At 50.6% G+C, this 26,909-nt stretch carries 30 protein-coding genes, 8 tRNA genes and 5 pseudogenes; 34 read left to right on the top strand and 9 right to left on the bottom strand.

Translation table 11 applies throughout. The features are described from left to right. The first annotated feature begins 4 nt into the window (after positions 1 to 4). Together dnaX and H7A79_RS06865 are read left to right on the top strand one after the other, a co-directional pair. Entirely contained in the window at positions 5 to 2,260 is a 2,256-nt protein-coding gene (dnaX, locus tag H7A79_RS06870; RefSeq protein WP_187001463.1) for a DNA polymerase III subunit gamma/tau, read from the top strand. 344 nt (positions 2,261 to 2,604) lie between these two features. After that, positions 2,605 to 2,940: a YbaB/EbfC family nucleoid-associated protein gene (locus tag H7A79_RS06865; protein ID WP_135036891.1), complete on the top strand. Its 336-nt coding sequence runs from the start codon at positions 2,605 to 2,607 to the stop codon at positions 2,938 to 2,940. 490 nt (positions 2,941 to 3,430) lie between these two features. On the opposite strand, the gene rnr is transcribed toward H7A79_RS06865, so the two are convergent. Continuing rightward, complete coding sequence (gene rnr / locus H7A79_RS06860; RefSeq protein WP_187001462.1) at positions 3,431 to 5,815, bottom strand: ribonuclease R; 2,385 nt, start codon at positions 5,813 to 5,815, stop codon at positions 3,431 to 3,433. 87 nt (positions 5,816 to 5,902) lie between these two features. On the opposite strand from rnr, the gene H7A79_RS06855 reads away from it, so the two are divergent. The 27 genes and pseudogenes from H7A79_RS06855 to H7A79_RS06730 all read left to right on the top strand — a co-directional run bounded on the left by H7A79_RS06855 (position 5,903) and on the right by H7A79_RS06730 (position 17,879). After that, positions 5,903 to 5,989 (top strand) — tRNA-Leu (locus tag H7A79_RS06855). A 38-nt stretch (positions 5,990 to 6,027) separates the two neighbouring features. Continuing rightward, a tRNA-Leu gene (locus H7A79_RS06850) sits at positions 6,028 to 6,114 on the top strand. A 1,086-nt stretch (positions 6,115 to 7,200) separates the two neighbouring features. Further along, positions 7,201 to 7,840: pseudogene (locus tag H7A79_RS06845) on the top strand (IS1595 family transposase). A gap of 1,270 nt (positions 7,841 to 9,110) precedes the next feature. After that, positions 9,111 to 9,455 carry a hypothetical protein gene (locus H7A79_RS06835; RefSeq protein ID WP_246408104.1) on the top strand — a complete coding sequence of 115 codons (345 nt, stop codon included), beginning with the start codon at positions 9,111 to 9,113 and terminating at the stop codon, positions 9,453 to 9,455. Further along, a complete protein-coding gene (locus H7A79_RS06830) occupies positions 9,456 to 9,731 on the top strand; it encodes a hypothetical protein (protein WP_187001460.1) in 276 nt (91 codons plus the stop codon). Between the two features lie 4 nt (positions 9,732 to 9,735). Then, a complete protein-coding gene (locus H7A79_RS06825) occupies positions 9,736 to 10,581 on the top strand; it encodes a phage portal protein family protein (protein ID WP_246408103.1) in 846 nt (281 codons plus the stop codon). Further along, a pseudogene (locus tag H7A79_RS06820) lies at positions 10,578 to 10,730 on the top strand (phage head morphogenesis protein); the annotation flags it as partial. The gene H7A79_RS06825 and the pseudogene H7A79_RS06820, both read left to right, overlap by 4 nt. A gap of 578 nt (positions 10,731 to 11,308) precedes the next feature. After that, complete coding sequence (gene pgsA, locus H7A79_RS06815; protein WP_135036907.1) at positions 11,309 to 11,881, top strand: CDP-diacylglycerol--glycerol-3-phosphate 3-phosphatidyltransferase; 573 nt, start codon at positions 11,309 to 11,311, stop codon at positions 11,879 to 11,881. Between the two features lie 225 nt (positions 11,882 to 12,106). After that, positions 12,107 to 12,182: transfer RNA gene (locus H7A79_RS06810), tRNA-Gly, on the top strand. Positions 12,183 to 12,207: 25 nt separating this feature from the next. Beyond that, positions 12,208 to 12,283, top strand: a tRNA-Gly gene (locus H7A79_RS06805). A gap of 25 nt (positions 12,284 to 12,308) precedes the next feature. Beyond that, positions 12,309 to 12,384, top strand: a tRNA-Gly gene (locus H7A79_RS06800). 45 nt (positions 12,385 to 12,429) lie between these two features. Continuing rightward, positions 12,430 to 12,503, top strand: a tRNA-Cys gene (locus tag H7A79_RS06795). Positions 12,504 to 12,519: 16 nt separating this feature from the next. Then, positions 12,520 to 12,597, top strand: a tRNA-Cys gene (locus tag H7A79_RS06790). A 46-nt stretch (positions 12,598 to 12,643) separates the two neighbouring features. Beyond that, positions 12,644 to 12,733 (top strand) — tRNA-Leu (locus H7A79_RS06785). Positions 12,734 to 12,861: 128 nt separating this feature from the next. Further along, positions 12,862 to 13,104, top strand: a complete 243-nt coding sequence (locus tag H7A79_RS15200) for a hypothetical protein (RefSeq protein ID WP_186999911.1) — start codon at positions 12,862 to 12,864, stop codon at positions 13,102 to 13,104. After that, the gene (locus H7A79_RS06780; protein WP_343060902.1) at positions 13,034 to 13,372 is read left to right on the top strand and encodes an Arm DNA-binding domain-containing protein; all 339 of its coding nucleotides are present in this window, start codon (positions 13,034 to 13,036) and stop codon (positions 13,370 to 13,372) included. Before H7A79_RS15200 ends, H7A79_RS06780 begins: the two co-directional genes overlap by 71 nt. After that, a pseudogene (locus H7A79_RS15195) lies at positions 13,273 to 13,571 on the top strand (tyrosine-type recombinase/integrase); the annotation flags it as partial. The gene H7A79_RS06780 and the pseudogene H7A79_RS15195, both read left to right, overlap by 100 nt. Before the next feature lie 12 nt (positions 13,572 to 13,583). Next, a complete protein-coding gene (locus H7A79_RS06770) occupies positions 13,584 to 13,748 on the top strand; it encodes a hypothetical protein (RefSeq protein ID WP_187000098.1) in 165 nt (54 codons plus the stop codon). After that, complete coding sequence (locus tag H7A79_RS06765) at positions 13,717 to 14,118, top strand: tyrosine-type recombinase/integrase (protein ID WP_187000099.1); 402 nt, start codon at positions 13,717 to 13,719, stop codon at positions 14,116 to 14,118. Before H7A79_RS06770 ends, H7A79_RS06765 begins: the two co-directional genes overlap by 32 nt. Before the next feature lie 177 nt (positions 14,119 to 14,295). Beyond that, positions 14,296 to 14,562 carry a type II toxin-antitoxin system prevent-host-death family antitoxin gene (locus H7A79_RS06760; RefSeq protein ID WP_135037280.1) on the top strand — a complete coding sequence of 89 codons (267 nt, stop codon included), beginning with the start codon at positions 14,296 to 14,298 and terminating at the stop codon, positions 14,560 to 14,562. Between the two features lie 2 nt (positions 14,563 to 14,564). Then, positions 14,565 to 14,984 carry a type II toxin-antitoxin system VapC family toxin gene (locus H7A79_RS06755; RefSeq protein ID WP_186999912.1) on the top strand — a complete coding sequence of 140 codons (420 nt, stop codon included), beginning with the start codon at positions 14,565 to 14,567 and terminating at the stop codon, positions 14,982 to 14,984. 248 nt (positions 14,985 to 15,232) lie between these two features. Beyond that, positions 15,233 to 15,895, top strand: coding sequence for a hypothetical protein (locus H7A79_RS06750; protein WP_186999913.1), 663 nt, complete (start codon positions 15,233 to 15,235; stop codon positions 15,893 to 15,895). A gap of 187 nt (positions 15,896 to 16,082) precedes the next feature. Continuing rightward, the gene (locus tag H7A79_RS15190; RefSeq protein WP_434968545.1) at positions 16,083 to 16,184 is read left to right on the top strand and encodes a helix-turn-helix transcriptional regulator; all 102 of its coding nucleotides are present in this window, start codon (positions 16,083 to 16,085) and stop codon (positions 16,182 to 16,184) included. A gap of 12 nt (positions 16,185 to 16,196) precedes the next feature. After that, complete coding sequence (locus tag H7A79_RS06745; RefSeq protein ID WP_187001459.1) at positions 16,197 to 16,454, top strand: helix-turn-helix domain-containing protein; 258 nt, start codon at positions 16,197 to 16,199, stop codon at positions 16,452 to 16,454. Between the two features lie 87 nt (positions 16,455 to 16,541). After that, positions 16,542 to 16,908 (top strand): annotated as a pseudogene (locus H7A79_RS06740) (type II toxin-antitoxin system RelE/ParE family toxin). Then, complete coding sequence (locus tag H7A79_RS06735) at positions 16,905 to 17,216, top strand: helix-turn-helix domain-containing protein (protein WP_187001458.1); 312 nt, start codon at positions 16,905 to 16,907, stop codon at positions 17,214 to 17,216. The pseudogene H7A79_RS06740 and the gene H7A79_RS06735 overlap by 4 nt, the downstream one beginning before the upstream one ends. Positions 17,217 to 17,546: 330 nt before the next feature. Next, positions 17,547 to 17,879 (top strand): hypothetical protein, encoded by a 333-nt coding sequence (locus tag H7A79_RS06730; protein WP_187001457.1) that lies wholly within the window; start codon positions 17,547 to 17,549, stop codon positions 17,877 to 17,879. Between the two features lie 167 nt (positions 17,880 to 18,046). Here the strand turns inward: H7A79_RS06730 and istB are convergent, their stop codons facing one another. From istB to istA, 3 genes and pseudogenes are all read right to left on the bottom strand, one after another. Further along, positions 18,047 to 18,643: an IS21-like element helper ATPase IstB gene (gene istB / locus H7A79_RS06725; protein ID WP_246407914.1), complete on the bottom strand. Its 597-nt coding sequence runs from the start codon at positions 18,641 to 18,643 to the stop codon at positions 18,047 to 18,049. Further along, positions 18,625 to 18,771 (bottom strand): hypothetical protein, encoded by a 147-nt coding sequence (locus H7A79_RS06720; RefSeq protein WP_246407916.1) that lies wholly within the window; start codon positions 18,769 to 18,771, stop codon positions 18,625 to 18,627. Before H7A79_RS06720 ends, istB begins: the two co-directional genes overlap by 19 nt. Continuing rightward, positions 18,761 to 20,355: pseudogene (gene istA / locus H7A79_RS06715) on the bottom strand (IS21 family transposase). The gene H7A79_RS06720 and the pseudogene istA overlap by 11 nt, the downstream one beginning before the upstream one ends. Positions 20,356 to 20,417: 62 nt before the next feature. Here istA and H7A79_RS06710 point away from each other — a divergent pair. The 4 genes from H7A79_RS06710 to H7A79_RS06695 all read left to right on the top strand — a co-directional run bounded on the left by H7A79_RS06710 (position 20,418) and on the right by H7A79_RS06695 (position 22,311). Beyond that, positions 20,418 to 20,528: a Com family DNA-binding transcriptional regulator gene (locus H7A79_RS06710; protein WP_187000875.1), complete on the top strand. Its 111-nt coding sequence runs from the start codon at positions 20,418 to 20,420 to the stop codon at positions 20,526 to 20,528. Between the two features lie 72 nt (positions 20,529 to 20,600). Then, entirely contained in the window at positions 20,601 to 20,948 is a 348-nt protein-coding gene (locus tag H7A79_RS06705; protein WP_246408024.1) for a DNA cytosine methyltransferase, read from the top strand. After that, a complete protein-coding gene (locus tag H7A79_RS06700) occupies positions 20,905 to 21,441 on the top strand; it encodes a DNA cytosine methyltransferase (protein WP_246408022.1) in 537 nt (178 codons plus the stop codon). Before H7A79_RS06705 ends, H7A79_RS06700 begins: the two co-directional genes overlap by 44 nt. A 150-nt stretch (positions 21,442 to 21,591) precedes the next feature. Then, positions 21,592 to 22,311, top strand: coding sequence for a DNA adenine methylase (locus H7A79_RS06695; protein WP_246408020.1), 720 nt, complete (start codon positions 21,592 to 21,594; stop codon positions 22,309 to 22,311). 95 nt (positions 22,312 to 22,406) lie between these two features. Here H7A79_RS06695 and H7A79_RS06690 read toward each other — a convergent pair whose 3' ends face one another. From H7A79_RS06690 to H7A79_RS06675, 4 genes are all read right to left on the bottom strand, one after another. Further along, entirely contained in the window at positions 22,407 to 22,670 is a 264-nt protein-coding gene (locus H7A79_RS06690) for a hypothetical protein (protein WP_135037661.1), read from the bottom strand. A gap of 56 nt (positions 22,671 to 22,726) precedes the next feature. After that, the gene (locus H7A79_RS06685; protein WP_187000874.1) at positions 22,727 to 23,047 is read right to left on the bottom strand and encodes a hypothetical protein; all 321 of its coding nucleotides are present in this window, start codon (positions 23,045 to 23,047) and stop codon (positions 22,727 to 22,729) included. Positions 23,048 to 23,667: 620 nt separating this feature from the next. Continuing rightward, a complete protein-coding gene (locus H7A79_RS06680) occupies positions 23,668 to 24,318 on the bottom strand; it encodes an IS1595 family transposase (RefSeq protein WP_186999880.1) in 651 nt (216 codons plus the stop codon). 279 nt (positions 24,319 to 24,597) lie between these two features. Beyond that, on the bottom strand, positions 24,598 to 25,029 hold the full coding sequence (locus tag H7A79_RS06675; RefSeq protein WP_187001456.1) for a Spy/CpxP family protein refolding chaperone: 432 nt from the start codon (positions 25,027 to 25,029) through the stop codon (positions 24,598 to 24,600). A gap of 211 nt (positions 25,030 to 25,240) precedes the next feature. On the opposite strand from H7A79_RS06675, the gene rpe reads away from it, so the two are divergent. Then, positions 25,241 to 25,927 (top strand): ribulose-phosphate 3-epimerase, encoded by a 687-nt coding sequence (gene rpe / locus H7A79_RS06670; RefSeq protein ID WP_167743178.1) that lies wholly within the window; start codon positions 25,241 to 25,243, stop codon positions 25,925 to 25,927. Positions 25,928 to 26,207: 280 nt separating this feature from the next. On the opposite strand, the gene H7A79_RS06665 is transcribed toward rpe, so the two are convergent. After that, entirely contained in the window at positions 26,208 to 26,741 is a 534-nt protein-coding gene (locus tag H7A79_RS06665; RefSeq protein ID WP_187001455.1) for an inorganic diphosphatase, read from the bottom strand. Positions 26,742 to 26,909: the final 168 nt, after the last annotated feature.

The following is a 26,909-nucleotide window of genomic DNA, read 5'->3' as shown; positions in this document are numbered from 1 at the left end:
ATTTATGGCCTATCAAGTTCTCGCCCGCAAGTGGCGGCCTAAAACTTTTGCCGATTTGGTCGGGCAGGAGCATGTTGTCAAAGCTCTGCGCAACGCGCTGGATGAAGGCCGTCTGCACCACGCCTACCTGCTCACCGGCACGCGCGGAGTGGGCAAAACCACCATTGCCCGCATTCTTGCCAAAAGCCTCAACTGTGAAACACCCAGTCACGGCGAGCCTTGCGGTGTGTGCCGAAGCTGCACGCAGATTGACGCGGGGCGCTATGTCGATCTGCTGGAAATCGATGCCGCCTCCAACACCGGCATCGACAACATCCGCGAAGTGCTCGAAAACGCCCAATACGCGCCCACCGCCGGCAAATACAAAGTCTATATTATCGATGAAGTGCACATGCTCTCGAAAAGCGCGTTCAACGCCATGCTCAAAACACTGGAAGAGCCGCCCGAGCATGTGAAGTTCATCCTCGCCACCACCGATCCGCACAAAGTGCCGGTTACCGTGTTGAGCCGCTGCCTGCAATTCGTTTTGCGCAACATGACCGCCCGGCAGGTGGCCGACCATTTGGCGCATGTGCTCACGGTGGAGCAGATTGCTTACGAAGCGGCCGCCCTGCAACTGCTGGGGCGCGCAGCCGCCGGCTCGATGCGTGATGCACTGAGCCTGCTCGACCAAGCGATTGCCATGGGATCAGGCAGTGTAACCGAGCACGATGTGCGCCAAATGATAGGCGCGGTAGACAAACGCTATCTTTACGAATTGCTGCAAGGCATCGTCAATCAAAACGGCGGAGCCTTGTTGCAGAAAGCGCAGGAAATGGCCGCGCGCGCCATCGGTTTCGACAACGCCTTAAGCGAACTGGCCCTGCTGCTGCAACGGCTGGCACTGGTGCAAACCGTGCCCGCCGCCGTTGCCGAAGACCCCGAGTGCAAAACCCTGCTGCACCTGTCGCAACAACTCAGCGGCGAACAGATTCAGCTTTATTACCAATGCGCCATTCACGGCAAACACGATTTAAGCCTTGCACCCGATGAATACGCAGGCTTTGTGATGACGCTGTTGCGTATGCTCGCCTTCGCCCCGATGGCCGCCCGAGCCCACGGTGCCGACAGCATCATCGAAGGCACGCAGCTGCGCAATCCCGCACATGCAGAGCCTGCCGCAAAAAAGCCCCTGATTCCGCCGGAGAGGCCGTCTGAAACCCCAGTTTCCAATGCCGCCGCCGATACCGTTTCCAACACTGTTCAGACGGCCGCACCGCCTGCCGGCAATCCGCCTGAAAACAGCAGCGGCAATCCCGCAGACGACACCCCGCCGTGGCAGGAAACCATAGTGGCGCAAACCGAAACGGCAGAATCCTCCGGATTGTCCAAACCGCCCGCAACCGTTACCGCCGCCGTTCAGACGGCCGCACACGGTTTAGCAATGTCCGCTGCCGATATATCGTCCCCATCCCAAGATACCTTACCGCCGGCAGCCGGACAGCAGCCGGCAGCTTCTGCACAGGCCGAAGCATTACCGCAACCGGAATGCAAAACCGCAACTGCCCCCGCTGTTACCGAAGAAGCAGAAGCCGTTGGTGCGGCCAACGTTTTTCAGACGGCCTCTGCCGCAGAAAGCGGTTTGGAACACCGTTTTGACGATAACGGCGCAGACTATCCTGACGAACTGCCGTATTTTCCCGAAGACGGCGGACATCACCTGCCGCCTGCCGATTTGCCCATAGACGATATATTCGGCGCAGAAACCAAATTCGGCGCAGAAACCAAACAAGCCGAAGAAGCTGCGGAGAGAGAAGGCAGCGCAACACTTGAAAACCGCGATGCGCAAAACGAAGCCGCTCTTGCCCCGCTTCCCGATCTGACGCCCGAAAACTGGCCGCAAATCGCCAAGCATCTGGCCGTCAAACTCGGTGCCGCGCAAATGATCGCCCAAAACGCCGCCCTTACCCGCTATGATGCCGAAAGCGGCCTGCTGGTGTTCGCCCTCAGCCACGAAGCCCGCGCCACCACCAACAAAGAACGGTTGGACAAAATCCAAAACACGCTGGCCGCAGCCTACGGTTTGACCTTGAAGCTGCAAACCGAAGCCTGGCGCGGTGATGCGGGCTGGGAAACGCCTGAAATGCAGCGCGCCCGCCTGCAAATCGAAGGCCGCCGGCAGGCGCAGCAACTGCTTGAGGCCGACCCCGCCGCAAAGCAGATTTTGCAGTTTTTCGAGGCGCAGTGGCTGCCGGAAACTTTAGAGCTGAAGCAGCCGTGATAAAGGCCGTCTGAAACTGGGGCGGCGCCCCGTTTGCCTGCGTGCGTTGGCGAAAGTCGGTTTGCAGTCCGATGGAACAGCGTAGCGGGCATTGCTATGCTGATTGCTAAACTTTTTATTTTAAATCAAAATATTGTGCTGTGATTTAGCGCTGGGGCTAAGGTTTAGATTTGGGTAGCACCCATTTTGTCCGGCTCCCGCATAATCCCGATGCCGCCGGAGGAGATTAAACTTTTGCCTGTAGCGGCCGTATTGGCGCAACGGCCTGAATACCGGCAGAAAATTTATCAACCATTTGATTAACCATCTACATTTATACACATTGATATTAAGGAGTACACACTATGTTTGGAAAAGCCGGATTGGGCGGCCTGATGAAGCAGGCCCAACAGATGCAGGAAAACATGAAAAAAGCACAGGCCAAACTGGCCGAAACCGAAGTAAGCGGCGAGGCCGGCAACGGTTTGGTGAAAGTGGTGATGACTTGCAGCCACGTTGTGCGCAAAATCGACATCAGCCAGGATTTGATTCAGGAAGCTGCCGATGATAAAGAAATGCTGGAAGACTTGATTTTGGCCGCCATCAACGATGCAGGAAACAAAGCCGAGGAAACCACCAACAAAACCATGGGGGTATTTACACAGGGGCTGCCCGCAGGCATGGGCGATTTTTTCCGCTGAGATAACGGAGACAAGCCGGAACAAGCAGGTTTGCCGGCAACAGGCCGTCTGAAAGATTCGGTTTGACACCGCCGGCTTTTCAGACGGCCTTAAAATTTTGCCAAGCCGGTATATCGCCAATCTGCAAAGAAATGGAAGGCAGCGGAAAGAAACAGTGCGATAAAGCCAAGCGGGGCAATATTGCGGTTTCAAAGCGGGTTGTTATCGCGGGCAAACACGTTTTCGATATCAGGCGGCAAGCTGCGGACGTTACGGCATGAAGCCGATTCCGGCATCTCCAAAGCAGCTTAAAACCACTCTTTTGAGCTGAATTGCCGGAACAAGGCCGACAGCCCCACAGTAGTCCCAAGCAGCACGGGCACTATGAAACCGGCTCTGCCGCTTGGGAGGCTGGCAACGCCGTTCTCTTTGAGCTAAAGCACAGCAACACCGCAGCAGAAACAAAGCGGGTTCACCATGGCTTGATTCTCTGCCGCAGCAACGTATCAATCTAAGCCTTATTTTTGCTGCGTTTGGCTGTAACTTTGCTGCCTTTTGTGGCGGCAGCCTTTTTTCTACGGGTGTTTTTGACGGCGGTTTGTGCCTTTTTTTCTGATTTAGGCTGAGTTTCAGACTTATTAACGGGTGCAGCTTTGCTTCGGCTTTTTGTGGTTTTCTTGTCGGAGGCCGTCTGAACGGCAGTTTTTCTGCCGCGCTTTTTCGGCACTTCGCCGCCGCTGATCAGCGCAAGATCGATTTTGCTGGTATCCAAATCGGCACGCGCCACCTTAACGGTTACGCGGCTGCCCATGTTGAAGCGCACTCCGCTGCGTTCGCCCTCCATAGCCATGATTTCGGGGCGGAAATTGAAATAGTCTTCGCCCAAATCGCTGATGTGCACCATGCCTTCGATATGGACGCCTTCAAGCGTAACAAAAATACCGAAATTGGCCATGCCGGAAATGCGGCCTTCAAACACTTCGCCCACTTTGTCGCGCATATAGTAGGTTTTCAGCCAGTTTTCCACATCGCGGCCTGCATCATCGGCGCGCCGCTCGCAAAACGATGTGTGCACGCCCAACGCCTGCCATGATTCGGGCTTATATTTTTCCTGCTTCAACACGGCCTTGATGGCACGGTGGACGGTTAAATCGGGATAACGGCGGATGGGCGAGGTGAAATGGGTGTAAGCTTCGTATGCCAAGCCGAAGTGGCCGTGGTTGTCCGGCTCATAAACGGCCTGCTGCATCGAGCGCAACATCATCACTTGCAGCAGTTCGGCATCGGGGCGGTTTTTGAATTGTTCGGCCAGTTTGGCATAGTCTTTGGGGGCAGGGTTGTCGCCGCCGCCCAAATGCAGGCCGAGCAGGCCAAGTTGTTCGCGCAGGGCGGTGAGTTTTTCTGGTGTGGGGCCCAAATGGTTGCGAAACAGCGAAGGGTGTTTGTTTTTCAATAAAAACTCTGCCGCACACACATTGGCCGCCAGCATACATTCTTCAATCAGTTTGTGGGCATCGTTGCGGACAACCGGCACAATGCGTTTGATTTTGCCGTTATCGTTGAAAATCATCTGTGTTTCGATACTCTCAAATTCGACTGCTCCGCGCTGGTGGCGTTTTTTCTGCAAAATCTTAAACAGCTTGTATAAAGTGTCGATTTGCGCTTTGTGGGGATAATCGCCGCCCTGTTCTATCCAATTCCACACCTGGTTATAGGTGAGGCGGGCGTGTGATTTCATCACAGCGGGGTAAAACCGGTATTCTTTGATATTGCCGGCATACGTTACCACCATATCGCACACCATACACAAACGCTCCACACCGGGGTTGAGCGAACAAATGCCGTTGGAGAGGTTTTCAGGCAGCATGGGAATCACGCGGCGCGGAAAATATACGCTGGTAGCGCGCTCAAGCGCATCTTTGTCGATGGCATCATCGGGGCGCACATAATGACCCACATCGGCAACCGCCACCACCAAGCGGAAATTTCGGCCCTGTTTTTCGGCATATACCGCGTCATCAAAATCGCGTGCGGTTTCACCGTCTATCGTTACCAGCGGCAGGCTGCGCAAATCAACGCGGCCTTCGGTATCCTGCGGGCGGACGCGGTTGGGAATTTCAGCAGCCGCCTGTTGGCAGGCCTTGCTGAAAATATGCGGCAGTTGGTGTTTGCGCACAGCGATTTCGATTTCCATACCGCTGTCGGCATAATCTCCCAACACCTCGATTAATTTGGCGACAGCCGGGCGGTGGCCGTCAGGATAGCTTTCGATTTCGGCCACCACCACCTGCCCTGATTCGGGCTTCATTTCAGCCAAACCCTCAGGCTCAAGCACGATGCTTTGGGTTAAACGGCGGTCTTCCGGCTCTAAGATAGCGATGCCTCGATCCACATAAAAACGACCCACCACCTGCTTTTGGGCACGCTCAACAATATCCAGCACCTGCCCTTCCCGCCGCCCTCTGCGGTCCGTGCCGGCAGGGCGTACAGTAACGATATCCCCGTGCATCAACCCGCGCATCTTCCGTTCATAAAGCACAAAATCACCTTTTTTATCGGGAGTCAGCGGCACGGCGAAGCCGAATCCGTCTTTGTGCGCTTCAACACGGCATTTCACCAGCGCCAGTTTGTCGGCCGCACACACCGCCCCACGACGGTTAATCAGCACCTGGCCGTCTCGCGCCATTGCCTTGATACGGCGCTCGAAAAAATCATATTCTTCGCCGCTAACCGACAGCTTTTCTGCCAATGCAGCCATTTTCAGCGGAACGCCTTCCCTTTCCAACAATTCGATAACCCACTCACGGCTGGGCAGCGGTTGTCCATAACGTTGGCGTTCGCGCGCTAAAAACGGGTCTTGCTCACGCAAACTGAGTAACTTGGTATTTTTCTTCATGTTGATGATTGACAATCTTTCATTTGAATATATAATGCTCATCTCTTTGCAGCCAGCACTTTAACCGAAAGCAAAGATTAAAGCAAAGCCCAGGTGGCGGAATTGGTAGACGCGCTAGCTTCAGGTGCTAGTATCCTCACGGGTGTGGAAGTTCGAGTCTTCTCCTGGGCACCATAGGTTTTAAACCATAATTTTGCTTTAACAACAGATTGGCCCAGATGGCGGAATTGGTAGACGCGCTAGCTTCAGGTGCTAGTGTCCTTACGGGCGTGGAAGTTCGAGTCTTCTTCTGGGCACCACAAAACAAACATCTCCGGCGTAATGCCGGTTTTTTGTTGCCGGCATTTTGCGACAGTTTTCCCAGTCATGCACTATAATATCAATGCCGTCTGAAAGCAGCTTACGATGTGGTTATCGAAGGCATTTTTGGCACAGGCTTTACCTGCTTTCATTGCCGGAATCTGACGCCTGTTCAATCTTTCAGTCGGCCTGAAAGTAGCATTAGACATACTAGACATACTCACAGCTTTAAACGGCGATACAGGTGAAGCAGATGGCGCCTCGTTTCATGCCGATATCACTTACACCTTTTATCACTTACACCTTTGCCGCCTTTAAGCCCGCACACTTAAGTAAAGCAGGTAAAGATTTGTATAGTGAAATCGTATGTGTGGATATTGTTTAGATATTTGAAAATATTGAGTTATTTGCACTTTTTATGTAAACAACTTTTATTTTGGAACTATACTAGATCATCAACCACACCCTAAAAAACATAGATAACACACTGAAAATTAAATAACAAAGTACAAGAAACTGCTCCTTTTTGTACTGGAAGCAACTGCCCGTTCCATTGTCGAGATTTTGGGTATGCCCTTAATTCGTCAGCCCTGCTCCATCGTCAAGCCTGTCAAGCCGCCAACCATCATTTGACTCCGGCTGCCAATGAGATTTTTGACAGTTCGGTTGAGTTGGATGAAAGTTTTTTCGGCACAAGGTGTAAGGGCACGGTCAATGGACGGCAGGTAAAGCGGCTATTTTCGGCATCCTAGAGCAGCACGGTAAGATTTGTACTGTGGTTACTGATAACGCCAACCAGCTGATTGCCGTACTGCCTTCCTAATAATATGGCGGATACAGTTATATTTGGTTTAACAACGGATTTACGTCAAGGCAATGTTTTAGATTTGACGTGGGCTCAGATGGATTTGACCGGTGAAACAGTTTGGATTCCACTAGACGAAAGCAAGTCAGGCTAGGCGATAGGTTTTGCGCTGAATAATACGGCTATTTGCAACTATTCGCGATAAATCGGCGTGATTTTTGAGATAAACCGTTTTTTATTTAGGGCTGATGTAGATTAGCAGTTATGCCAAGCTACGAAAATGCAGATAACCAATTGCAACTTAAGCAAGAGAGTTCAAAAGAAACTGCTTGAATTTTTTGTACTCCAAGTTACTACCCGTTTCGCTGCTGATATTTTGAGCATTCAGTCTAACTCCGCTATTCTTCACCGCAAAATCCGCCAAGTCATCAGCCGTTATTTAACACCGGCTGCCGATGAAATTTTTAATGCTCCGGCCGGGCTGGATGAAAGCTGTTTCGGCGGTCATCGCAAAGGAAAATGCGGACGCGGTGCAGCAGGGAAAGCGGCTGTTTTCGGCATTCTGAAACGGCACAATCAGGTTGATACGGTTGTAACCGGCAATGTTGAATTTGAGACATTAGTGCCTGTAATCAAAAAGAAAACTATGCCGGACAGTATCGTTTATACGGATGGCCTGAGCAGCTGTGGCAAGCCGGATGTAAGCGGTTTTACCCACCACCGTATCAACCATTCCAAAGCGTTTGCCGACTGCCAAAACCATATCAACGGTATGGAAAATTTTTGGAATCAGGCGCAGCGCGTTTTGCGCAAATATAACGTTATTGACCGAAAATCCTTTCCACTGTTCTTGAAAAAAAGTGGGTTTCGGTTTCAACTTCAGCACACCGTCCCGGCAGCTAAAAACGCTGCGTGATTAGTGTGGAATTTAGGGCTAATCTACGTCAGTTCCTTTTATTTTGTTTCGCATGGTGCAACATGGTTTCAAATCCTGTATGGCACAGGACTCAATCCTTTTAATTCCAGCTTAATCCCATTATGGTTGCAGTAACGGATAGATTCGTGCAAAGCTGCTGCCAATTCGGCAGTAGAAGTATTTGCACGTATGGAAGTATTCCGACTTTTGCAATATTGAACTCAGTGACATCTCTTATCTGTTTCCGGTTGGGATGCCCGATATGGAAGCTTCTACCCGGTACGTCTGCAGCTTTCCCCTCCTCGACAGAAGAAGTATTTGAGCCACCGTGCTGCCGCCCCAGCCCGCCACCGCCTTCAGACGGCTGATTTTCTTGTGATTGGCCACAATGCCCTCGTGTGACGGATTGCCACCGTTATTCTGCGGCAGCCGTACCATCCTTTGTGTTGCCGGCAAGTCGCAGGGATATGCCGTTTTAAACCGGCATATTGGTCTTCCGCTGACTGAGAAACCGGTTGGCAGTAGAACATACCGCGCGGCAATTCGGCAATCCCTAACAGCCGTTTCAAAGGACAGCTCTGTCTGAATCCCGAGACGGTCCGGCTTCGCCCTGCCGCGCTTTGTTTTCCCAGATTAAGGCATCGAGCTGTTTTGAGACGACCGTTTCTGCGCACAGATACGCCGGTTCCTGCACCAGCTCCTTTCCGGTTGCAAGACAGCCGAGCTGGCTACCCCTTGGCCGGTTTGGTTTCTTCACAGGTTTCCCGCCTTTCGGGCTGGGGTTCAAATCGTCAAGGCGGTGCAGCAAGCAGGAAAAGGCCGCCTGAAAATCTTTTGCCTTCCGGCAACTGTTTTCAGATGGCCTTTCCGTGCAGTATCGAGCGGTTGTCGGGCGGGGCACGTCCCTTTTGGGGATACCCCTTCATTTCTGACCATACCCATAGCGTTAAACTTGAGATTCAAATGGTTACAATCCGAAGGACAGCCGGAGATACCTGGTTGCCGGTTGATGCAGCCCTCCCCGTGAAGAATAGCGCGATGCCAGTTTGCGAACGGCAGCGCGGTTTAGAGAAAAAACGTTGGTGGTATGTTTTTACCATGCCTGTAGAGGGTATTTCATGACTTCCAATTTGAATCCGTTTGAATACTTTTCCATAAAACCGCACCATATATCATAATATATTGGGAGATAGTGTCTGACTTGGGGGACAGTTCAGTACGGAACTGCCATCGATTTCGATGCGCGCGGCAACGGCCAGTCGCTGGCCGAAGCCATGCAGGACAAGTTCGGCGCAAACATCATCGAGCCCGTGATGCTCACCGAAAACTGGTACCGGTTGCATACCGCGCCGTTTAAGGCAGCATTGGAAGATGGCACGCTCGATGGCCTGCCGAAAGACGGAGATATTTTGAATAACCTGTGCGCGTTTGAGTTGGTTAACGGCGTGCCGCGCATACCCGCCGTGCGCAACAAAGGCGCAGACGTCCGTAAACGCCACGGCGACGCGGGCATTGCTTTTGTGCTGGCGCATTATGCCGCCCGCGAACTGAATACCGGCCCTGTGCGGGTCAGCAGCAGAAAAGCCAAGCGGCGCAGCCACTTCACGGGAGGATATTGAATGAAGCCGAAAAACATCTTTTTAATTACTGCAGACTTACCGTATTTGGCCGTATCCGCCGTCTACTTTTTGGCCGTGGGGCTGATTTTCACGTTTATGAGAATTTTCAGCCTGCTCAATTTAATTGCCGGCACGCCGTTATTGATGGTCTTTGAAAAGTTATGGCCGGACGAATGCCGGCGAATAACGATACCCGACGGTGTTCGGTTCTGTGTTGGGGAAACAGTCGAAGACTGGGTGGAACTCTACGAAAAATTCCGCATGATTAACGGATAAAGATATGAACAAACCCCATTTCAAACTCAAAACCGCGGCCGGCACCGTTGCCGCCAAGCCTGAAAACCTGACTGCCCATCTGGCCGTGATGCAGCGTTTCTTCGGAGCCGGCGGTTTCGGCGGCCTGCTGCCCAACCCCGACCCCGTATTGCGAAAACTCGGCCGCAATATCGCCGTCTACCGCGAACTGTTGGGCGATGCCATTGTTGCCGGCCATGTGCGCCGGCGCAAAGCAGCGGTAACCGGCATGGAGTGGCGTCTCGAAGATGACGGTGTACCGCCCGATGCCGCACGCCTGATAGACGGTTTGCTTGCCGATATCGATATTTATCAGCTGATCAACAGTATTCTTGATGCCACCATGTTCGGCTATCAGCCTTTAGAGGTTATCTGGCAGGCCGGCAAACAATGGCTTCCCGCCAAAATCATTGCCAAACCGCAGGAGTGGTTTGAGTTCGATGCCGACGGCCAACTGTATTTCACCGCCAATAGCACGGATTTCGGCCATCGCGAACCCGTTCCTGCCTATAAATTCCTCTGCCCGACCCACAACGCCGGCTACACCAATCCCTACGGCACGGGCGATTTGTCTTGTGTCTATTGGCCTACCGTGTTCAAACGCGGCGGCCTGAAATTTTGGGCGGAGTTCGCCGAAAAGTTCGGCGCACCGTGGATTATCGGCCGCGAGCCACGCAGTAATACCGATGCCGACACCGACAACCTGCTCGACCGTCTGACCGCCGCTTACCCGGATATGGACGACAAAGCCCTGCAAAACGAGCTGGCCAGGCTGATATTTTTATCGGGCCTGGTCGGCAAGATTGAAGCGGCTCGGGAGATGGGCAGATGAACCCCGAAGACATCAAAGCCGTGTTCGGTATGCAGCCCGAGGCCGCCGTGGCCTATCTGAAACAGAAAGGCCATCATGTGTCTTGGGATTGGCAGGATATGCTTGATGATGCCCATACCGCCACTTTCGCCGTGGCCAAAACCGCCAAAGATGGGGCACCGACAATGGCGGCAAAACCCTGCAACTCTCCGATCGGCTCGCCTCCGGCATCGGCACCCAAGTCGATAACGGCTTTGCCCGTATCGGCAGTAATAAAAAGTAAGCTGCTATCCACCACCCCGGCGGTAAAATCGAAGCCGAAAATAAACCATAAAGAAACTCATCGACATCGCCATCGAATCCCTCAAAAGCGGCCTTTAAAAATAAAACGGGCAATCTGCCCGTTTGTTTTGTTTCACACCGTGAAACAACATTTCAAATCCGCCATCCCACAGCATCCTCCACCATCTGGTCGAATCCCATTTAGCTCAGAGACTCTTGTATATTTATCTCACTCGGCTTCACTCCCTCGTCTGCTTATACTTAAATTCAGTGGACTAGCTATACAACAGTTTGTTAAAAATAATCAGCAAAATCATTCCACCTGCACGTTTCCCCACTAAGCTACCCCTAAATTCGTTATAATCCGTCACTCACACCAACCCTAGTCCACTCTGCCAAATATCTCTTTTTTCAGACGGCCTATCCAAAATCCTGAGCTGTCTGAAAATCGACAGAAAGTCTTACTATGCCATGGAACCTACCCATCTTGCTTACATGGATGCGTGTATTGCTAATACCGGCATTTACTGCCATTTTCTACCTGCCTGATGGCTGGGTAAACCCGCAGACCGTAAACTGGGCAGCTGCCATAATTTTTGCCGCTGCCGCCGTAACTGACTGGTTTGACGGCTTTCTCGCCCGCCTGTGGAAGCAAACCTCCGATTTTGGGGCTTTTCTCGATCCCGTGGCTGACAAACTCATGGTAGCCGTGGCTTTGTTGCTGTTAGTCAGCCTCAACCGAACTTACGTAATTTTCGCCATGATCATCATCGGCCGCGAAATCACCATATCTGCTCTACGCGAGTGGATGGCTCAAATGGGTAAACACGGCAGCGTGGCCGTTGCTACCATCGGCAAACTCAAAACCACCGCCCAGATGGCCGCAATCCTGCTGCTTTTGATCGGCCTCGAAAACTTTCACGGCTTTAATTTAATACTAATCGGCAACATTTTGATGTTTACCGCTTCCATACTTACTATTTGGTCGATGTTCTACTATCTCAAAATGGCTTGGAAAGAGTTTAGTCCGGCACGATAATTATAGGGAGTTAAATTAAATTAAATACCACACATTCGGCTTCAGGAAGCTGTAAGTATGCTCCATCTTTGCTTCAACAGCTTACGAAACTACAAAGACGAAGAAACTCCATATCGGTTTAAATTTAATCCACTACAATTTTAAAAAAACTATTGACACCGATTTCACACACACTATAATAACGCTCTCTTTGCCACTGCAAACCAGCAGTGGCAATACCCCCAAGCGGGAATAGCTCAGTTGGTAGAGCGCAACCTTGCCAAGGTTGAGGTCGCGAGTTCGAGACTCGTTTCCCGCTCCAAAGTTCATTGCAGATGTAATCCGATGCGGGAATAGCTCAGTTGGTAGAGCGCAACCTTGCCAAGGTTGAGGTCGCGAGTTCGAGACTCGTTTCCCGCTCCAAAGTTCATTGCAGATGTAATCCGATGCGGGAATAGCTCAGTTGGTAGAGCGCAACCTTGCCAAGGTTGAGGTCGCGAGTTCGAGACTCGTTTCCCGCTCCACAGTACCAAGCAGTTTATGCCACCTAAACGGCTTGTAAATTTTCAGGCGGAATGGCAGAGTGGTTATGCAGCGGCCTGCAAAGCCGTGTACGCCGGTTCGATTCCGACTTCCGCCTCCAATATCAAACCCTTCATGGCGGGGTGGCAGAGTGTTTATGCGATAAGGGCTGCAACCCTTATACAGGTCGGTTAAAATCCGTGCCCCCGCCTCCAAGTTCTATGTCTTCGGATTTTAATGCAACTGCGATTCGAAGATGCCGCCCGGGTGGTGAAATAGGTAGACACAACGGACTTAAAATCCGTCGACCCTAAACAGGTCGTGCCGGTTCGATTCCGGCTCCGGGCACCACAAACCGCTTTCCAGCGGTTGTTTTTTGTCCGATATTATCCAAACAAACCAATCAAGCCATTATATTTAAAAGGTTTTCTTCCATCTTCGGTTTGCTTTTTCACCCAATTTCACCCCGTTCCGTCTGATTGAACCAACCGTTTTTAATCGGTAAAATTTCCGCACAGTTACCAACACCCCTTATTTTTTACCAACAAACGCCGTTAAACGGCTGCCAAATAAAAAACCTGAAACGAACCGCCCAGATTCAGAAAATTTCAGGCGGCGGTATGCAAACCGAACGGCGGCAAGTTATGGCGGCTGAAATACCGCATAGACGGAAAAGAGAAATTACTTTCAATCGGCAAATATCCCGCCGTTTCTTTGTCTGAAGCCCGCAAAGCCGCCGAAAATGCCCGCCGCTTGCTTCGCAGGGCAAGCCCAGCTGCCGCCAAGCAACAGGGGCCAAGCAGGAACGACAGGCCGCCACCGGAAACAGCTTTGAAAAAATCGCCCGCGAGTGGCATAAAAACCAACTGCCCCGCTGGACAAGCAACCATGCCGCCCGCGTGTTGTATTCTTTGGAAACAGACGCTTTCCCGATGCTTGGAAAGCACCCCGTTACCGAAATCAAAGCCCCGTTACAGCTGGAAACGGTAAGGCGGTAGAAGCGCGTGGGGTACCTGAAACCGCCGCCCGCGTGTTGCAACGTATCAAGGCCGTTTTCAATTACGCCATTCAGACGGGCAATGCCGCAGAGAACCCTGCCTTTGCCCTTTGCGGCGTGATTGTACGTGAAAAGGTCAAACACCGGCCCGCCTTTCCGCAAAGTGAAATCACAGAGTTTTACCACCGTTAAATGCGTGAACCGATGCGCCAAGAAAACCGCATAGCCATGATGCTAATCATGCTTACCTTTGTGCGGGCGGGCAATATCCGCTTTGCACAATGGAAAGAAATTGATCAGCAAGCGGCTATGGGTTATTCCCGCCGAAAAGATGAAGATGCGGGCGACGCATATTGTGTCCTTGTCTGATTGGACTTTAGAGCTACTGGAAAGCCTACACACCGCAACGGGGCATGGTTGTTATCTGTTTCCCAGCCGCACCCATTCAGACGGCCACATCAGCGAAAACACCGCAGGCAAAATCATTAACGTGGGATACAAGGGCATTGCCACGCCGCACGGTTTCCGCAGCCCGGCTGCCGATGTGCCGAATGAAAACGGTTTCCCGCCCGATGTAATCGAGCGACAGCTTGCCCATGTGGAACAAAACAAGGTAAGGGCAGCATACCACCGCACGGAATATCTGCCGCAACGGGTAGAAATGATGCAATGGTATTCAGGCTATTTGCGTGAGCGGTACAACACCGCCCCAGCCCTGATTGATGCAGAAAGAAGCTGATGTTGTGTAGGTTTTAACAACCGCCCATCATTGCCCCGCAATCCCAAATACCGGCAACCCCGCCGAAGCAGCGGGGATTTTTACCGCTTTTTTGTCGGCGGCATAATATGCCGTTGCTTTGCATTGGATTAAATTAAGGTAATAACATTAATCCAAAACAAACGCAGGAGTTTGATAATGGAAAAGATTATGACGAGCAGGAAGTTTAACCACTACACCACCCGCGCCATGCGGGAAGCCGACAGCGCGCCCTTAGTGATAACCAACAGGGGCAAGCCCGCGCATGTGTTATTGAGTTATGACGATTATCGGCAACTGGCAGGCAGGCCGAAAAGCGCGCTTGATGTACTGATGCAAATAGACAGCTCTGATGCTGCCGATATAGAGCTTGAGATACCGCCACGCAGCCAAGCGCAGCGGCGTAATGCCGATTTAGGGGAATAACTGTGTATTTGCTGGATACCAACATAATCAGCGAGATGCGGAAAATCAAACGCGGCACGGCAGACAAAGGGCTTACCTCTTGGCTTGCCACCGCCGACAGCGGCGTTTTCTACACCAGCCCTATTGTTGTGATGGAGCTTGAGCGGGGCATTTTGCTGATGGAGCGCAAAAACCAAACACAAGGAGCGGCATTGCGGGCATGGTATGGCGCAGTAATGGCCGAAATGTTCGCAGGCCGCATCTTGCCCATAGACCGCAACACCGCCGCTATTTGCGCCAAACTTCACACCCCCAACCCAGCCCCTGAAAACGATGCACGGATAGCGGCAACAGCCATACAGCACCGCCTTACATTGGTAACACGCAACACGGCGGATTTTAGAAACACTAAGACCGAACTGTTTAACCCATTTGCAGTTTAAGGCCGTCTGAAAGTATTTTTTGAGTTATCGGGAGTGAAAAAATGAATCAATGGGGAAGTTACGGTTATCTTTTGGAATATGCTGAGAGCGGGCATAGTTTCAGCATCTATGACGTAGCGGAAGATATTGAAAAGACAAGAGCAGGATAAGAAGATTGTTTACATATACCCTCCACAAAAAAGAAAGAAAAAACAATATCAGAGCAGCAGGTATCTGAAATAGAGCGAAATTTAAAAGAATCCAGAGAGATGCACAAAAAGGCCAAACGACTGAGAGATGAAGCGCAAAAAGAGAAAGACAAAGCAGAAAGGCTTAAAAGGGAGCATAAAAAGACACTTGAACAACACATAAAAAGAGCATCTAAGCAGGTTCAAATAGTAGAGAACGATAACAAGCAGCTTAGAGAAAGCCTTGCAAACAGCAAATTGGAATTAGCACGGGCCAAAAATGAATTAAAAATATACGAAAGCATGAAACACCACACGCCAAGCGGTGATGTTGTTATTTTAGAAAATGAGATTATCGCAAAGCTGAAGGCCGAGAATGCAAAGCCCAAGAAAACATACAAGCCGCCGATGGTAGAAATCGAAAGAAAAGGTAGAGAAATAGCGCGGCGCGACTTACAGAGAGCCGCGCTGGAAGCAGCAAAAGAAAAACAATTGATAAAAGAATCCAACAGAAAAGCCGCGCTTGCCCGACACGCAAAAACAAACAAACTAAAAGCACAGGCGATACGGGAGTACAAAGACAGCGGGTTAAGCAAAAATCAGTTTGCCAAACAAGCCGCGTCAAGATTTTATGTATCTGAATCAACGATGCGGAAAAACTGGCTGCAAGGCGTTTTAGCCATTGAGCGATACGCGAAAAACCCATACCCTATGCGCGTAAAAGCCTACTCTATGCGCGCATAGGGTATTATTTTGTCTAAAATTTCTTGAAAAAATGTAGCCATATTCCAACCACGCCCAAACGGGCAGAAAGCGATTGAATTAGGGCAAACACAATCTTGCGCCAACTTGAAGTAATCAAACGGCTAGGCATTTCGGTAAGCACGCTTTGGTACCGTTTAGACCCCAAAAACCGCCGCCACGACCCGATATGCCCCACCCTTTCAAACTGGCAAACAGCGGTAAGGCCATCGGCTGGCTGGAAAGCGAAATAGACGACTATATCGCCAAGCAATCGGCAAACCGCATTTAAAGGGAGCAGGCCATGAAACAAGAAACCGCCCGAAACACAAAAAAGCATTTCAGACGGCCGCAGTCACGAAAAAACAGGCCGCCATTTTCCCGTTTTCCCCTCGAATCGCAATGTGCCGAAATCCTGAACTACATTCAGACACACGGCAGCATCACACTATACGCCCTTACCTTTTTCGCCATTGACGATTGCAACGGCATTTTGGATATTCCGCCGACACATTTACAGACGATTGGAAAACAGCCGTCTGAAAACACCAGCCCCGCATGACAAGCGGGGCTTTTTCTATCAGGATTGATAATATTGTGCGGCATTGGGCAACACAGTATAATGCATGGCATTACACAAAGGGCAGCCATGCGGATTTTTAAAAACAAATGGATAGCGAAGTTTTCTGACAAACAGGTATTGCCGACACCGATTTAATCAAGGCAGTACAAAGAGCGGAAAGCGGGCAAATTGATGCAGACTTGGGCGGCGGCGTGATTAAGCAGCGGATAGCCCGAAAAGGGCAAGGGAAAGCGGCGGTTATCGAAGCCTGATTTTATTCAAACGGGGAAAGCGTGCATTTTTTGTTTATGCCTTTGCCAAGTCAGACCGCGAAAATATCAGCATTCAGGAATTGAAAAACTTAAAAAGCTTGGCCGCCGTTTTGACACAATGCACAGATGCAGAGCTTGAACGCTATATTGCTACGCTGAAACTAAAGGAGTTGAAGCCATGAAATACAAAAGCGAATTGAGCGGCATTATTCACGATATGGCCGCAGGACTTCACGAAGCAGGTGCAATCGATAAAAAGACAATGCGCAGCTTTGATAGATCATGCCTTACCGAAGTAGAACCGATGGGCGGGGAAACCATACGCGCCATAAGGGAGCGTGAAGCCTTAAGCCAGGCAGCCTTAGCCGTTTATCTGAATATCGGCAAAAATCAGGTTTCAGATTGGGAGCGCGGAATCAAAAAACCGAGCGGAGCAGCCCTGAAGCTGTTAACCATAATCAAGAAAAAAGGCATTGAAGCCATAGCATAAACACCGCCCCGCACAAAACAGCGGGGCTTTTTACAGGCAGCCGTTTTACAACACAATCCAACAGCAGCCAATGCCAGCAACAGGAAAACATTGACACCTTGAACCGTGAGAGTTGAATTACAGTTTCTCTCTCACAAAACTTATGCCCAAATCAGCAGGGTAAACGCTGATTTTTTCACGCCAAAAATTTATATTGTGCGGCCTTTGTGCCGACAAGTCAAGTTATGGCGGTGTCTGCCAACCGTAAGGCGCAGGCAGGTGTCTATGTACCTGAGAGAGCACCACCCCCTAATGGGTTTCTCAATCTCAAAAGTATAGGAGCATTTCAAAATGCAAAACATCCCCACCCAACCCCAAAATACCCCCGACCATGCCGGCAAACAGCCGCAGGTTATTGAAATCCCCCGCGACTGTGTCAACGAGTGTGCCGATACGCTTTGGGGTTATCACCTTTTTGCCGAAGCGGCAGAATCAATCGCCCTTGCCATTAAAACCATAGCCGAAATACAGAGAAACACGGTAATAGTCAGCCAAGCCGACTTGCTTTTACAGCTTCACAACCAGCTTGACGTGCATTATGCTCCCGCCAATTCATGCAGCTATGACCTCTTTGAAGCAGTTGAGGACGCGGACATAGTCGCAGAAAATCGCGCTAGCCGATAAAGCAGCCCCGCCCGCAACACCCAGGCGGGCGGGCGTTGCTTTGCAGGCGGAAACGCGCAGCATTCCCGCCGCCACTTTTCAGACGGCCTTGAATATCCGCCACTGCCCAGCCCCTATCAATTCCATTCCAAAACTGAGCCACAGTTGTGGTCTAAAATTGAGCCACCCTATGAGCGGTGTTTCATCCGGTAAGAATCATTGCCCGTCTCAAAAATATCGCAGCAATAAGTCAGGCGGTCCAGTAAAGCACCCGTCATCTTTTTATCCATAAACAGCTTCACCCATTCACTAAAAGCCAAATTGGTCGTCATGACAACACTCGTCCTTTCATGCAGTTGGCTCATCAGATGAAACAGCAACGAACCGCCTTTCTGACTAAACGGCAGATACCCCAACTCATCAAGAATCAACAAATCGTACCGACATTGCTGTTCGGTTAGTTTCAGACGGCCTTCGTCTTTGTCTGCTTCCAATTTGTTGACCAAGTCCGGTACATTCCAAAAACGTACCCTGAATCCTTGTGTCGCCGCTTCGATACCCAGTGCTGTGGCAATATGCGTTTTGCCCGTACCCGGTCCGCCTACCAACACCACATTACGCTTCTGTCTGATATAGTCCCCGCCCAAAAGCAGTTCCAAGGCCGGACGGTGTATCAAACTCTGCTCAAAATCGAAGTCGGCCAAGCTGCGCTGTTGCGCAAACCTTGCCCGGCTGATCCGGTTTTGGGTGCTTCTTGCGGTTTTGGCTATATGTTCGGCAGCCAAAACGGCTCCGGAATATCCGGCGTACCCCGTTTGCGGCGGATGCCGTCCATTACGATTTCATCCCATTGCTCTGCCATCGCACCGAGTTTCAATTCTTTCAGCAATCCGACCAGACGTTCATGCTGCATGATGCTTCTCCTTCATCGTATCCGTTTGTTTGCCCGACAGACTCAGTAAGCGGTCATAACGGCTGCAATCAACTGACGGCGGGACGGTAAGCGGGATGTCCCTAATATGGAAACGGGGTGGCGGCGGTTCTTTCAGACGGTTGATGATGTTCAAGACCGCCTCCGGAGTCGGCATACCTTCATCCAATGCCAATTCCGCTGCAGTCAATGCCAAGTCGGCATCGTATTCGGCCATCAGGTTCAGCAGTTTGACCATCACTCGGTCTCCTTTGGGCTGCTTAAGCAAACAGGCTTTCAGACGCTCTATGACGGGTGGTAGTACCCAGCCGGTGAAAGCCCTGCCGTCTCTTAACGCGCCGGGTTTCTTTTGCAGATAGGGCAAAAAGTGCCAAGGGTTATAGCTGGTGCCGTCTTTCACAAAGCTGCGCGGATGTTCGGCAATGCAGTCGGTATCGCTACAAAAGCGGACGGTCTGTGCGCCGATATAAACCCTAACCGTATTGCCCGCCCATCTGACCGGTACGCTGTAACGGTGGCGTTCGACGGTAACCAAAGATTGGTTGCTGACTTTGAGTATCTCCAAACGTTCTGCCGGATAGGGACGGAAAGCAGCCAACGAATGCTTCTCCCTTTCCCATATGTCGTTAACCGGCTGCCTATATTCGGGATGTTTGTGCTGCCTCATCAGCCGCAGGCATTGCTGTTGCAGGTAGTCGTTGAGAGAGGTAAAGGAATCAAAAGCCAAAGTCGGTTTAAACAATCTTTCGCGCAGGTGGCGTATCTGCCGCTCGACCTGGCCTTTTTCCCAGCCGGAAGCAGGGGTGCAGGCAACCGGTTCAATGAGAAAATGGGTCATCATCTGTAAAAACTGCGCGTTAAATTCTCTCTCCTTGCCTTTGCCGATGCGGGTAACGGCGGTCTTCATATTGTCGTAGATACCGCGGGCAGGTACGCCGCCGAAGAAAGCGAATGCGCGGTTGTGTGCATCCATCAACATATCGGCTTTCTGATTGGGATAAGCACAAACGAAAAAAGCCCTGCTGTGGCATAAGCGGAAATGGGCGATATTCACCTTGACGGTCTGTCCGGCCAAACAAACGGTTTCGATACTCCAGTCAAACTGACAAGCATCACCCGGGGCAAAAGCCTGAGCCATAAAGACTTGAGTCGGTTTGGGTTGGTGCTGTTGGCGGAATTTGCGGATAAATACGGCAACGGCACTGTACTGTCCGGCATAACCGGCATCTTTGAGGCGTTCGAAATGCCGGCGTGCGAAAAGGTGTTGCTGTTTGGGCAGTTGGGCTTCTTGGTGCAGCTGTCGTGCCAACACTTCGAGAAAAGGGCCGAGTTTGGGGTAATAGGTTTGTTCTCTGCGGTAGACGGGGGGACTACGGTAGTTCGCGCAAGTCCTGAACTTGTTCGGGCGTTTGCTCTCTACGGTAGACGGGGGGCTACGGTGGGGTGCTGCAGATATTTGGCTACTGTATTGCGGGAGAGATTCAGTTGTTTGGCGATTTCACGTTGGGAGAGTTTTTGCCGGTGAAAAAGCCGGTGTACTTTTGCGATGGTTTCCATGCATAACATCCAGGTTAGGCTCCGCTGTGTGATAAAGCGGGGCAGTTTATAACAAACGGAGTAAATGCGATATGGAATACCGCGAATTACGTTGCAAAATCTGCCATAAATTGTTGGCAAAAGGTTGCGGCCAAGTAGAAATCAAATGCCGCCATTGCAAAACCATCAACACATTTAACTGATTATTTCACAGAGTGCTCAGAGCGCCGTATTTTCAGACTAGAGCATCGCCGAATGCCGTACGAAAGGAAAATATGGATGCAAAAGCACCGTCAAAACCCACCGTCGGCAGCCTGTTTGCCGGCATCGGCGGCTTCGATCTCAGATTCGAGCAGGCAGGATTCACAACCGACTGGCAGGTCGAGATTGCCGACGTGCCACGCGCCGTGCTCGCCGACCGATTCCCGCACGCCAAACAATTCACCGATGTCCGTACCTGCCTGCCCGAGTTGTGGCGCACTGACGTCATCATCGGCGGATTTCCCTGCCAAGACGTATCCACCGCAGGAAAAAGGCGCGGGCCTTGCCGGAGAGCGCACGGGCCTGTTTTTCGACGCAATGCGCATCGTTTCCGCCCTCAAGCCCCGCCGGCTGGTGCTTGAAAACGTCACGGGGCTGCTCAATAGCAACAGTGGCCAAGACTTTCAAACAGTTGTCCAGTCCCTTGCCCAATGCGGGTATTTGGGATACCGGCGCGTGCTCGATGCTCGCTATTTCGGAGTCCCCACGAAACGCCGCCGCGTATTCCTGGTGCCGGATTGGGAGAAATGCCCCCCATTGAGTTTATGGCTGACGCCGGACCAGCTGACCGACCGGCCGGCAAGGCGGCAGCAGATAGCCCCTGGGCGGACGCACACCCAACTTTACTTGCAGGCTTCCCCGGCGGGACGAATATCGACATCTCGGGTAGCAACATCTGCACTGTTGCCGACGGACGGGGTGCGATGGTTGAGCGGGGGCGAACGGTTGCAGATAATGGGCTTTGCAAAGGACTGGATGCGGCCGACTTTGCAGAAGCTCGGGCTGCCGGAAACGCCGTTGTGCCGCAAATCGCATGTTGGATCGCTGAAAAACTCATCACCACATTCTGATTGACCGATAAGGCAGAGCGCCGCGAGCGCCTGCTGTCTATGACCCATTACACCAAAGCCCTCTTGCCCTTTGTCGGGCAGAAACGCAACTTTGTCAAAGCCTTTCAGACGGCCTTGAACCCTATCCCCCGCCGACGGTGCGGGCTGGACTATCGTGGACGCATTCGGCGGCAGCGTCCTGCCGGCGCATGTTGCCAAACACACCAAACCCGCCGCCCGCGTTGTCTATAACGACTTTGACGGCTACACCGAACGTTTGCGCCATATCCCCGACACCAACCGCCTGCGGCAGACACTCGCCGCCGTATTGGCCGATTATCCCCGCGATAAACATTTGGACAAACCGACCCAGTCCCGGGTTGTCGCCGCTATTCGGAATTTCAACGGCTACAAAGACCTAAACTGCCTGCGTTCGTGGCTGCTGCTCAGCAGCAATCAGGCCGGCACCATGGCCGAGTTTTTCGACAAGCATATGTATAACGGCATCCGCCGCAGCGATTATCCCGATGCGCAAGATTACTTAAGGGGACTAGAGATTGTTTCCCAACCGTTTCAAACCCTGGTGCCGCAGTATATCGACAAGCCGCGAACTCTGCTGGTACTCGACCCGCCGTATGTATCGACCATGCAGGGCATGTATGCCAACAAGCACTACTTCGGCATGGTTCGGTTTCTTCAGCTTATGCGCTTGGTACGCCCGCCTTTCGTGTTCTTCAGCAGCACACGCAGCGAGCTTATGGATTATCTGGATTTTTTAGAGCAATACCGGCCCATCGAATGGACGGTGTTTGATGGGGTAACTTCAGTTAAATTGATAACCGAGATAGCCAAAAAGGTGGGGTATGAGGATAATATGATTTTTAAGTTTGATTAACGTGCCTCGCTGGTATGGTGCCAAAGTTCTGACTGATAGTTGCGGTTGGCTTGGTGTCAAAGATGCCCCGAAAAGGTGCCAAAGTTCGCGCCGCTTTATACTGTCGGTTCTGCATCTGGTTTATCGGTTTTGCTCCGTTTAAGAACAGTAGCGCCGAAGTCACCCGAACCAAGATGTCTGCAAAACCCACTCATTGCATCTCCTGTATCAAAAAGCAAGGGGCTGCAGAACCAGTCAAACACCACATCAAAGCAACCATTGGGCACACAGCCTGCCGATCCGGCGCGATAAACAATGCCGAATACAAAAATACCCTGCAAAAGCAGGGCACGGTTTGGTTTGTTGCCAATTGGATACAAGCAGCGTTGATGCTTCGATACACTGTCTTGCTTTATCTATACCAACGTTTCCGCTGTTATTTTTTCACCTGCTGAAACAGCCAGTCGCGTGCGGATTCGAGCAGGTAGGAGTAGTCGAACGAATACATATGCTCGCCAGCTTTGCTGTTGGCATCCGCGCCGGCCGGAAGGGTGGTGCCTTTGGTAAAGATGATGAAGTTGTGCGGATTGCCTTGTTTCAGCAGGGCATCAACGGCAGCGTTCTGTTCGGCTTGCGGGACGTTGGCGGCGAATTCGGTTTGCGCGAAGGTGATGTTTTTCTGCTTGAACATGGCTGCCAGCTCTGCCATGCCTTTGGAGGCTTTGAGATCGCCTGCCGGCACGGTGATTGTTTTCAAGCGGATTCGCCATATCGGGAAATGCATCAAAACGTGCCGTATTATAAGCACTTAAAATCACCGGCTACCGTCTGATTAACATAAAATTACGCCATCCCCGTTTAAAACGGCAGCTTTTTTACTTCGGTTTACCGAACGGAGTGCATCAACCACGGCCGTCTGAAAGCGCGTGGCCGGCGGCATGAATGAAATGAAACGCGGGGCAGTTGTCGACAGCCCCTCCCCTCTCTGTTCAGAATTCGGCCGGCCGCATATTTCCAACAAGCCAGCCGGAAGTCTTTGAAAAATATCTTCATGCTGTCTGAAAGGCAGAAATACCGTTATGCCCAAACGGGAATACAGATGAAAATATTGAAGTATGGATTAAGCCAACGGCTGTGGAATGCCAAGCGTTTAGATTCCTGCACAGGCGGGAATAACGGCAAATAAACTTCTTGTGATGTTTTTTGGATTGGGCAAAAGCTTCAGCCGTGGATTGTTTGGTATGCCAGCAATAACGGAGCGGATTGCATTTCAACCGATGCAGTACAGCAGGGCTCAACACGGCAAAATGGGTAATACGCTATCCGCTTCAACTTTAATCCGCCACAATAAAATAATTTTGGGGCTGTCCTAGATAACTAGAACAAATCCTGCTTTACTAATTGTTTTAAAATAGAAATTTGAAATTTTATCTCACTGTTGTTAAAACGCCATTCACACTCTTTCAAATACAGTTCAAAATGCTCTTTGGGAATGCCGTTAAACTTGCGTAAATGGCGTTTTGCTTGGTTCCAAAAGTTCTCAATTCCGTTAATGTGATTTTGTCGCTCAGCAAAATGTGTGCTGTGATTGATCCGAAAATGTGAAAATTCGCTCACATCAAGAACGTCATAACTTTTGTAACAATCGGTATAAACAATGCTATCAGGCTTCACTTGCTCGCGGATAATTGGCAATAAAGTCGCAGTTTGTGTATTGGGTACGGCAACGGTGTAAACCTTACCATTACGCTTCAAAAGCCCGAATACAGCCACTTTGCCAGCCGCACCGCGACCACGTTTGCCTTTGCGTTGTCCGCCAAAATAGCTTTCATCAACTTCTACTTCACCATCAAGCATTTCCAGATGCGGGCTGTTGTGATAGATAAGTAAGCGCAAACGGTGGAAGTAATAGGCAGCGGTATTTTTATTGACGCTAACTAATTGCGCCGCTGTGCGGGCGGTAACACCTGCAACAAATAGTTCAATCAGTTTGTTTTGCTTGTACTGACTTAAACGACTTTTTCTCATAGGGATTATTCTAACCTGAAGTTAAATTTCCCTAGTTATCTAGTACAGCCCCGATCTTTAAGCATGATGCGAATTAAGCCTGTTTTAATGCTAAATTTAGATATAGCCCATTTTAAAATCATGGCGAGATTGAGCTTCCTGACGCATTGCTTCTATTCTTTGCGGCTTGGTGCCTTGTATATAGAAGGATATATACTTGTTTTGTTTTAATGTTGACTCTAGTTTAGATTTTCAGACGGCCTTTAATGATTTGCGGGCGTGTTTGGTTTGTTGGTAAATTCATCTCAGGCAGGTGTTCAGCCAATGTTGCCGTTGCAATGGCGTGAGCAGCTTGTAGAAACGGTGTTGGATGGCCAATTCGTCAACTGCAAAATCCATACTGGCGAGATAGCGGCTTTCTATGTAATCGCGTGAATCATCGGCATTGAATTTATCGCTGGAAAGGATTTTGATAATATCGCGGCGGCGGTTTTTACTGACGCGCTCTTCTTTGCGGGAGGCTTTTTCAATGGCTTTCTTGTATTCTTTACGGATGCTGCGCAACTCATTGATTTGTGCATGGCTCAAATTCAGCGGGCGTACATCGCAATTGGGATGGAAGTTGTCCAAGCGGAGCATTGGCGATGCATAGGCATGGCTTGTTCCGAAAACCAGCAGGCAGCCGCCTAGGGCGGCCTGTAACAACGGGTTAAACTTTATTGTGGTAAGCATATTGTTTTCCCAAATTCAATATTTGTAAAATACTAGCGGATATGTTTGTGAAGCGCGGTATTATTTCAGATAATATTTGTTAATGACAATAAAATTTTATTGAAAATTTATTTTTAAAACAGTATATTAAAATCAATAATATTGTAATCGGCGTGATTTGAACTTTTTCAATCAGAGGCCGTCTGAAACGAAAAAACTTAAAGGAAAACCAATCGTGCAACAGTTCCGTATTGCTCCGAGTATTTTATCTGCGGATTTCGCCCGTTTGGGGGAGGAAGTGAAACGCGTTACCGAAGCGGGCGCCGACCTTATCCATTTCGATGTGATGGATAACCATTATGTGCCCAACCTTACCTTCGGGCCGATGGTGTGTGCGGCACTTAAACCTTATACTACCGTGCCGGTAGATGTACATCTGATGGTGGAGCCGGTGGATGATCTGATCCGGTCGTTTGCCGAAGCCGGGGCAGACATCATCACGTTTCACCCCGAAGCGAGCCGCCATATCGACCGCAGCCTGAGTTTGATTAAAGATTTGGGCTGTCAGGCAGGTTTGGTGCTAAACCCGGCTACACCGGTTTATGTGTTGGAAAATGTGTTGGACAGGCTTGATATGGTGCTGCTGATGTCGGTTAATCCCGGTTTTGGCGGGCAGAGTTTTATTCCGCAAACATTGGTGAAAATCCGTCAGGTGCGTGATTGTCTCGATATATATAAAGGCGAGAGCGGCAGGAAAGTTGCGCTTGAGGTGGACGGCGGTATCAAAACGGACAATATTGCTGCTGTTGCCGCTGCAGGTGCAGATACGTTTGTGGCCGGCTCTGCAATTTTTGGTCAGGCCGACTATCAGGCCGTTATTGATAAAATGCGGCAGGAATTGGCCGGCACACTCTTTTGAAGGGGGATATATTTTTCAGACGGCCTCTAACTGTTATATCGGCAGTTTATCTGTTTGAAACAAGATACCCGAATCATTGGGTATCTTGTAGTTTTTTTGCGGCGCTTGTTGGGGCAGGGGGGGCGTTTATTCCGTTGCAGTGCTGCGGGTTTTGATCCTGGGAGAACGGTTTGGTAAACCCCGCCGACAGCGGCAGCCGAACCGGCTTCCTGCTGTTGGCTGCCCGAAGTTTTCGGTTTTGCATTGAAATGCGCTGATCTATTGATGGGTTATGAGGGGGTTAAGCTTGTTTGTTCCAACGCTCAATAGATTCTTTGATCACCGCTTTAGCCTCTTCTATATCGCCCCAGTGCCCCACTTTGGTTGAGCCGGGTTTTTTCAGGGCTTTATAATGGTTGAAGTGAAACTCGATTTGCTTGATCAGCTGTTGCGGCAAATCAGCCAAGCTGTTGTAAGCATTGCCGTTGTTGCGGTCATCGGCGGGCACGCACACGATTTTGTCGTCAACTTCGCCGTCATCAACAAATTTCATTACGCCGATGATTTTTGCTTCTAGAAACACGCCGGTAGCCAAAGGTTGCTCGGTAATCAGCAAAACATCCAGTTCATCACCGTCTTCATCAAGGGTTTGCGGGATAAAGCCGTAGTTGGTGGGTTTGGCGAATATGGCAGGCTCTACGCGGTCTAATTGGAACGCCCCTAATTTTCGGTTCCATTCGATTTTGTGGTTGTTGCCTGCGGGAATTTCGTTCACAACATTGACCATGCCGCCATCCACGTTGCCGGGAGGGAGGATTTTGTTGAAATCAGCCATAATGCTTCCTTTTTTAAATCGGTTTAAACGGGCGTGAGTATAGCATTGCTTGGCCGTTATAGCGAAGAAACCCTGCCGCTTGAATTGTGCCTCATAAGTTGGAGATGGTGTCTAATTTTCCGGGGCGCTTCAATGCCGCCGTTTTCTCTTTTTTGTTTTGAATGCTTA

The organism is Neisseria musculi (assembly GCF_014297595.2).
Classification (GTDB): Bacteria; Pseudomonadota; Gammaproteobacteria; order Burkholderiales; family Neisseriaceae; genus Neisseria; species Neisseria musculi.
Note: the sequence above shows the minus strand (reverse complement) of the source record. Positions and strands in the feature narration are given on the sequence as shown.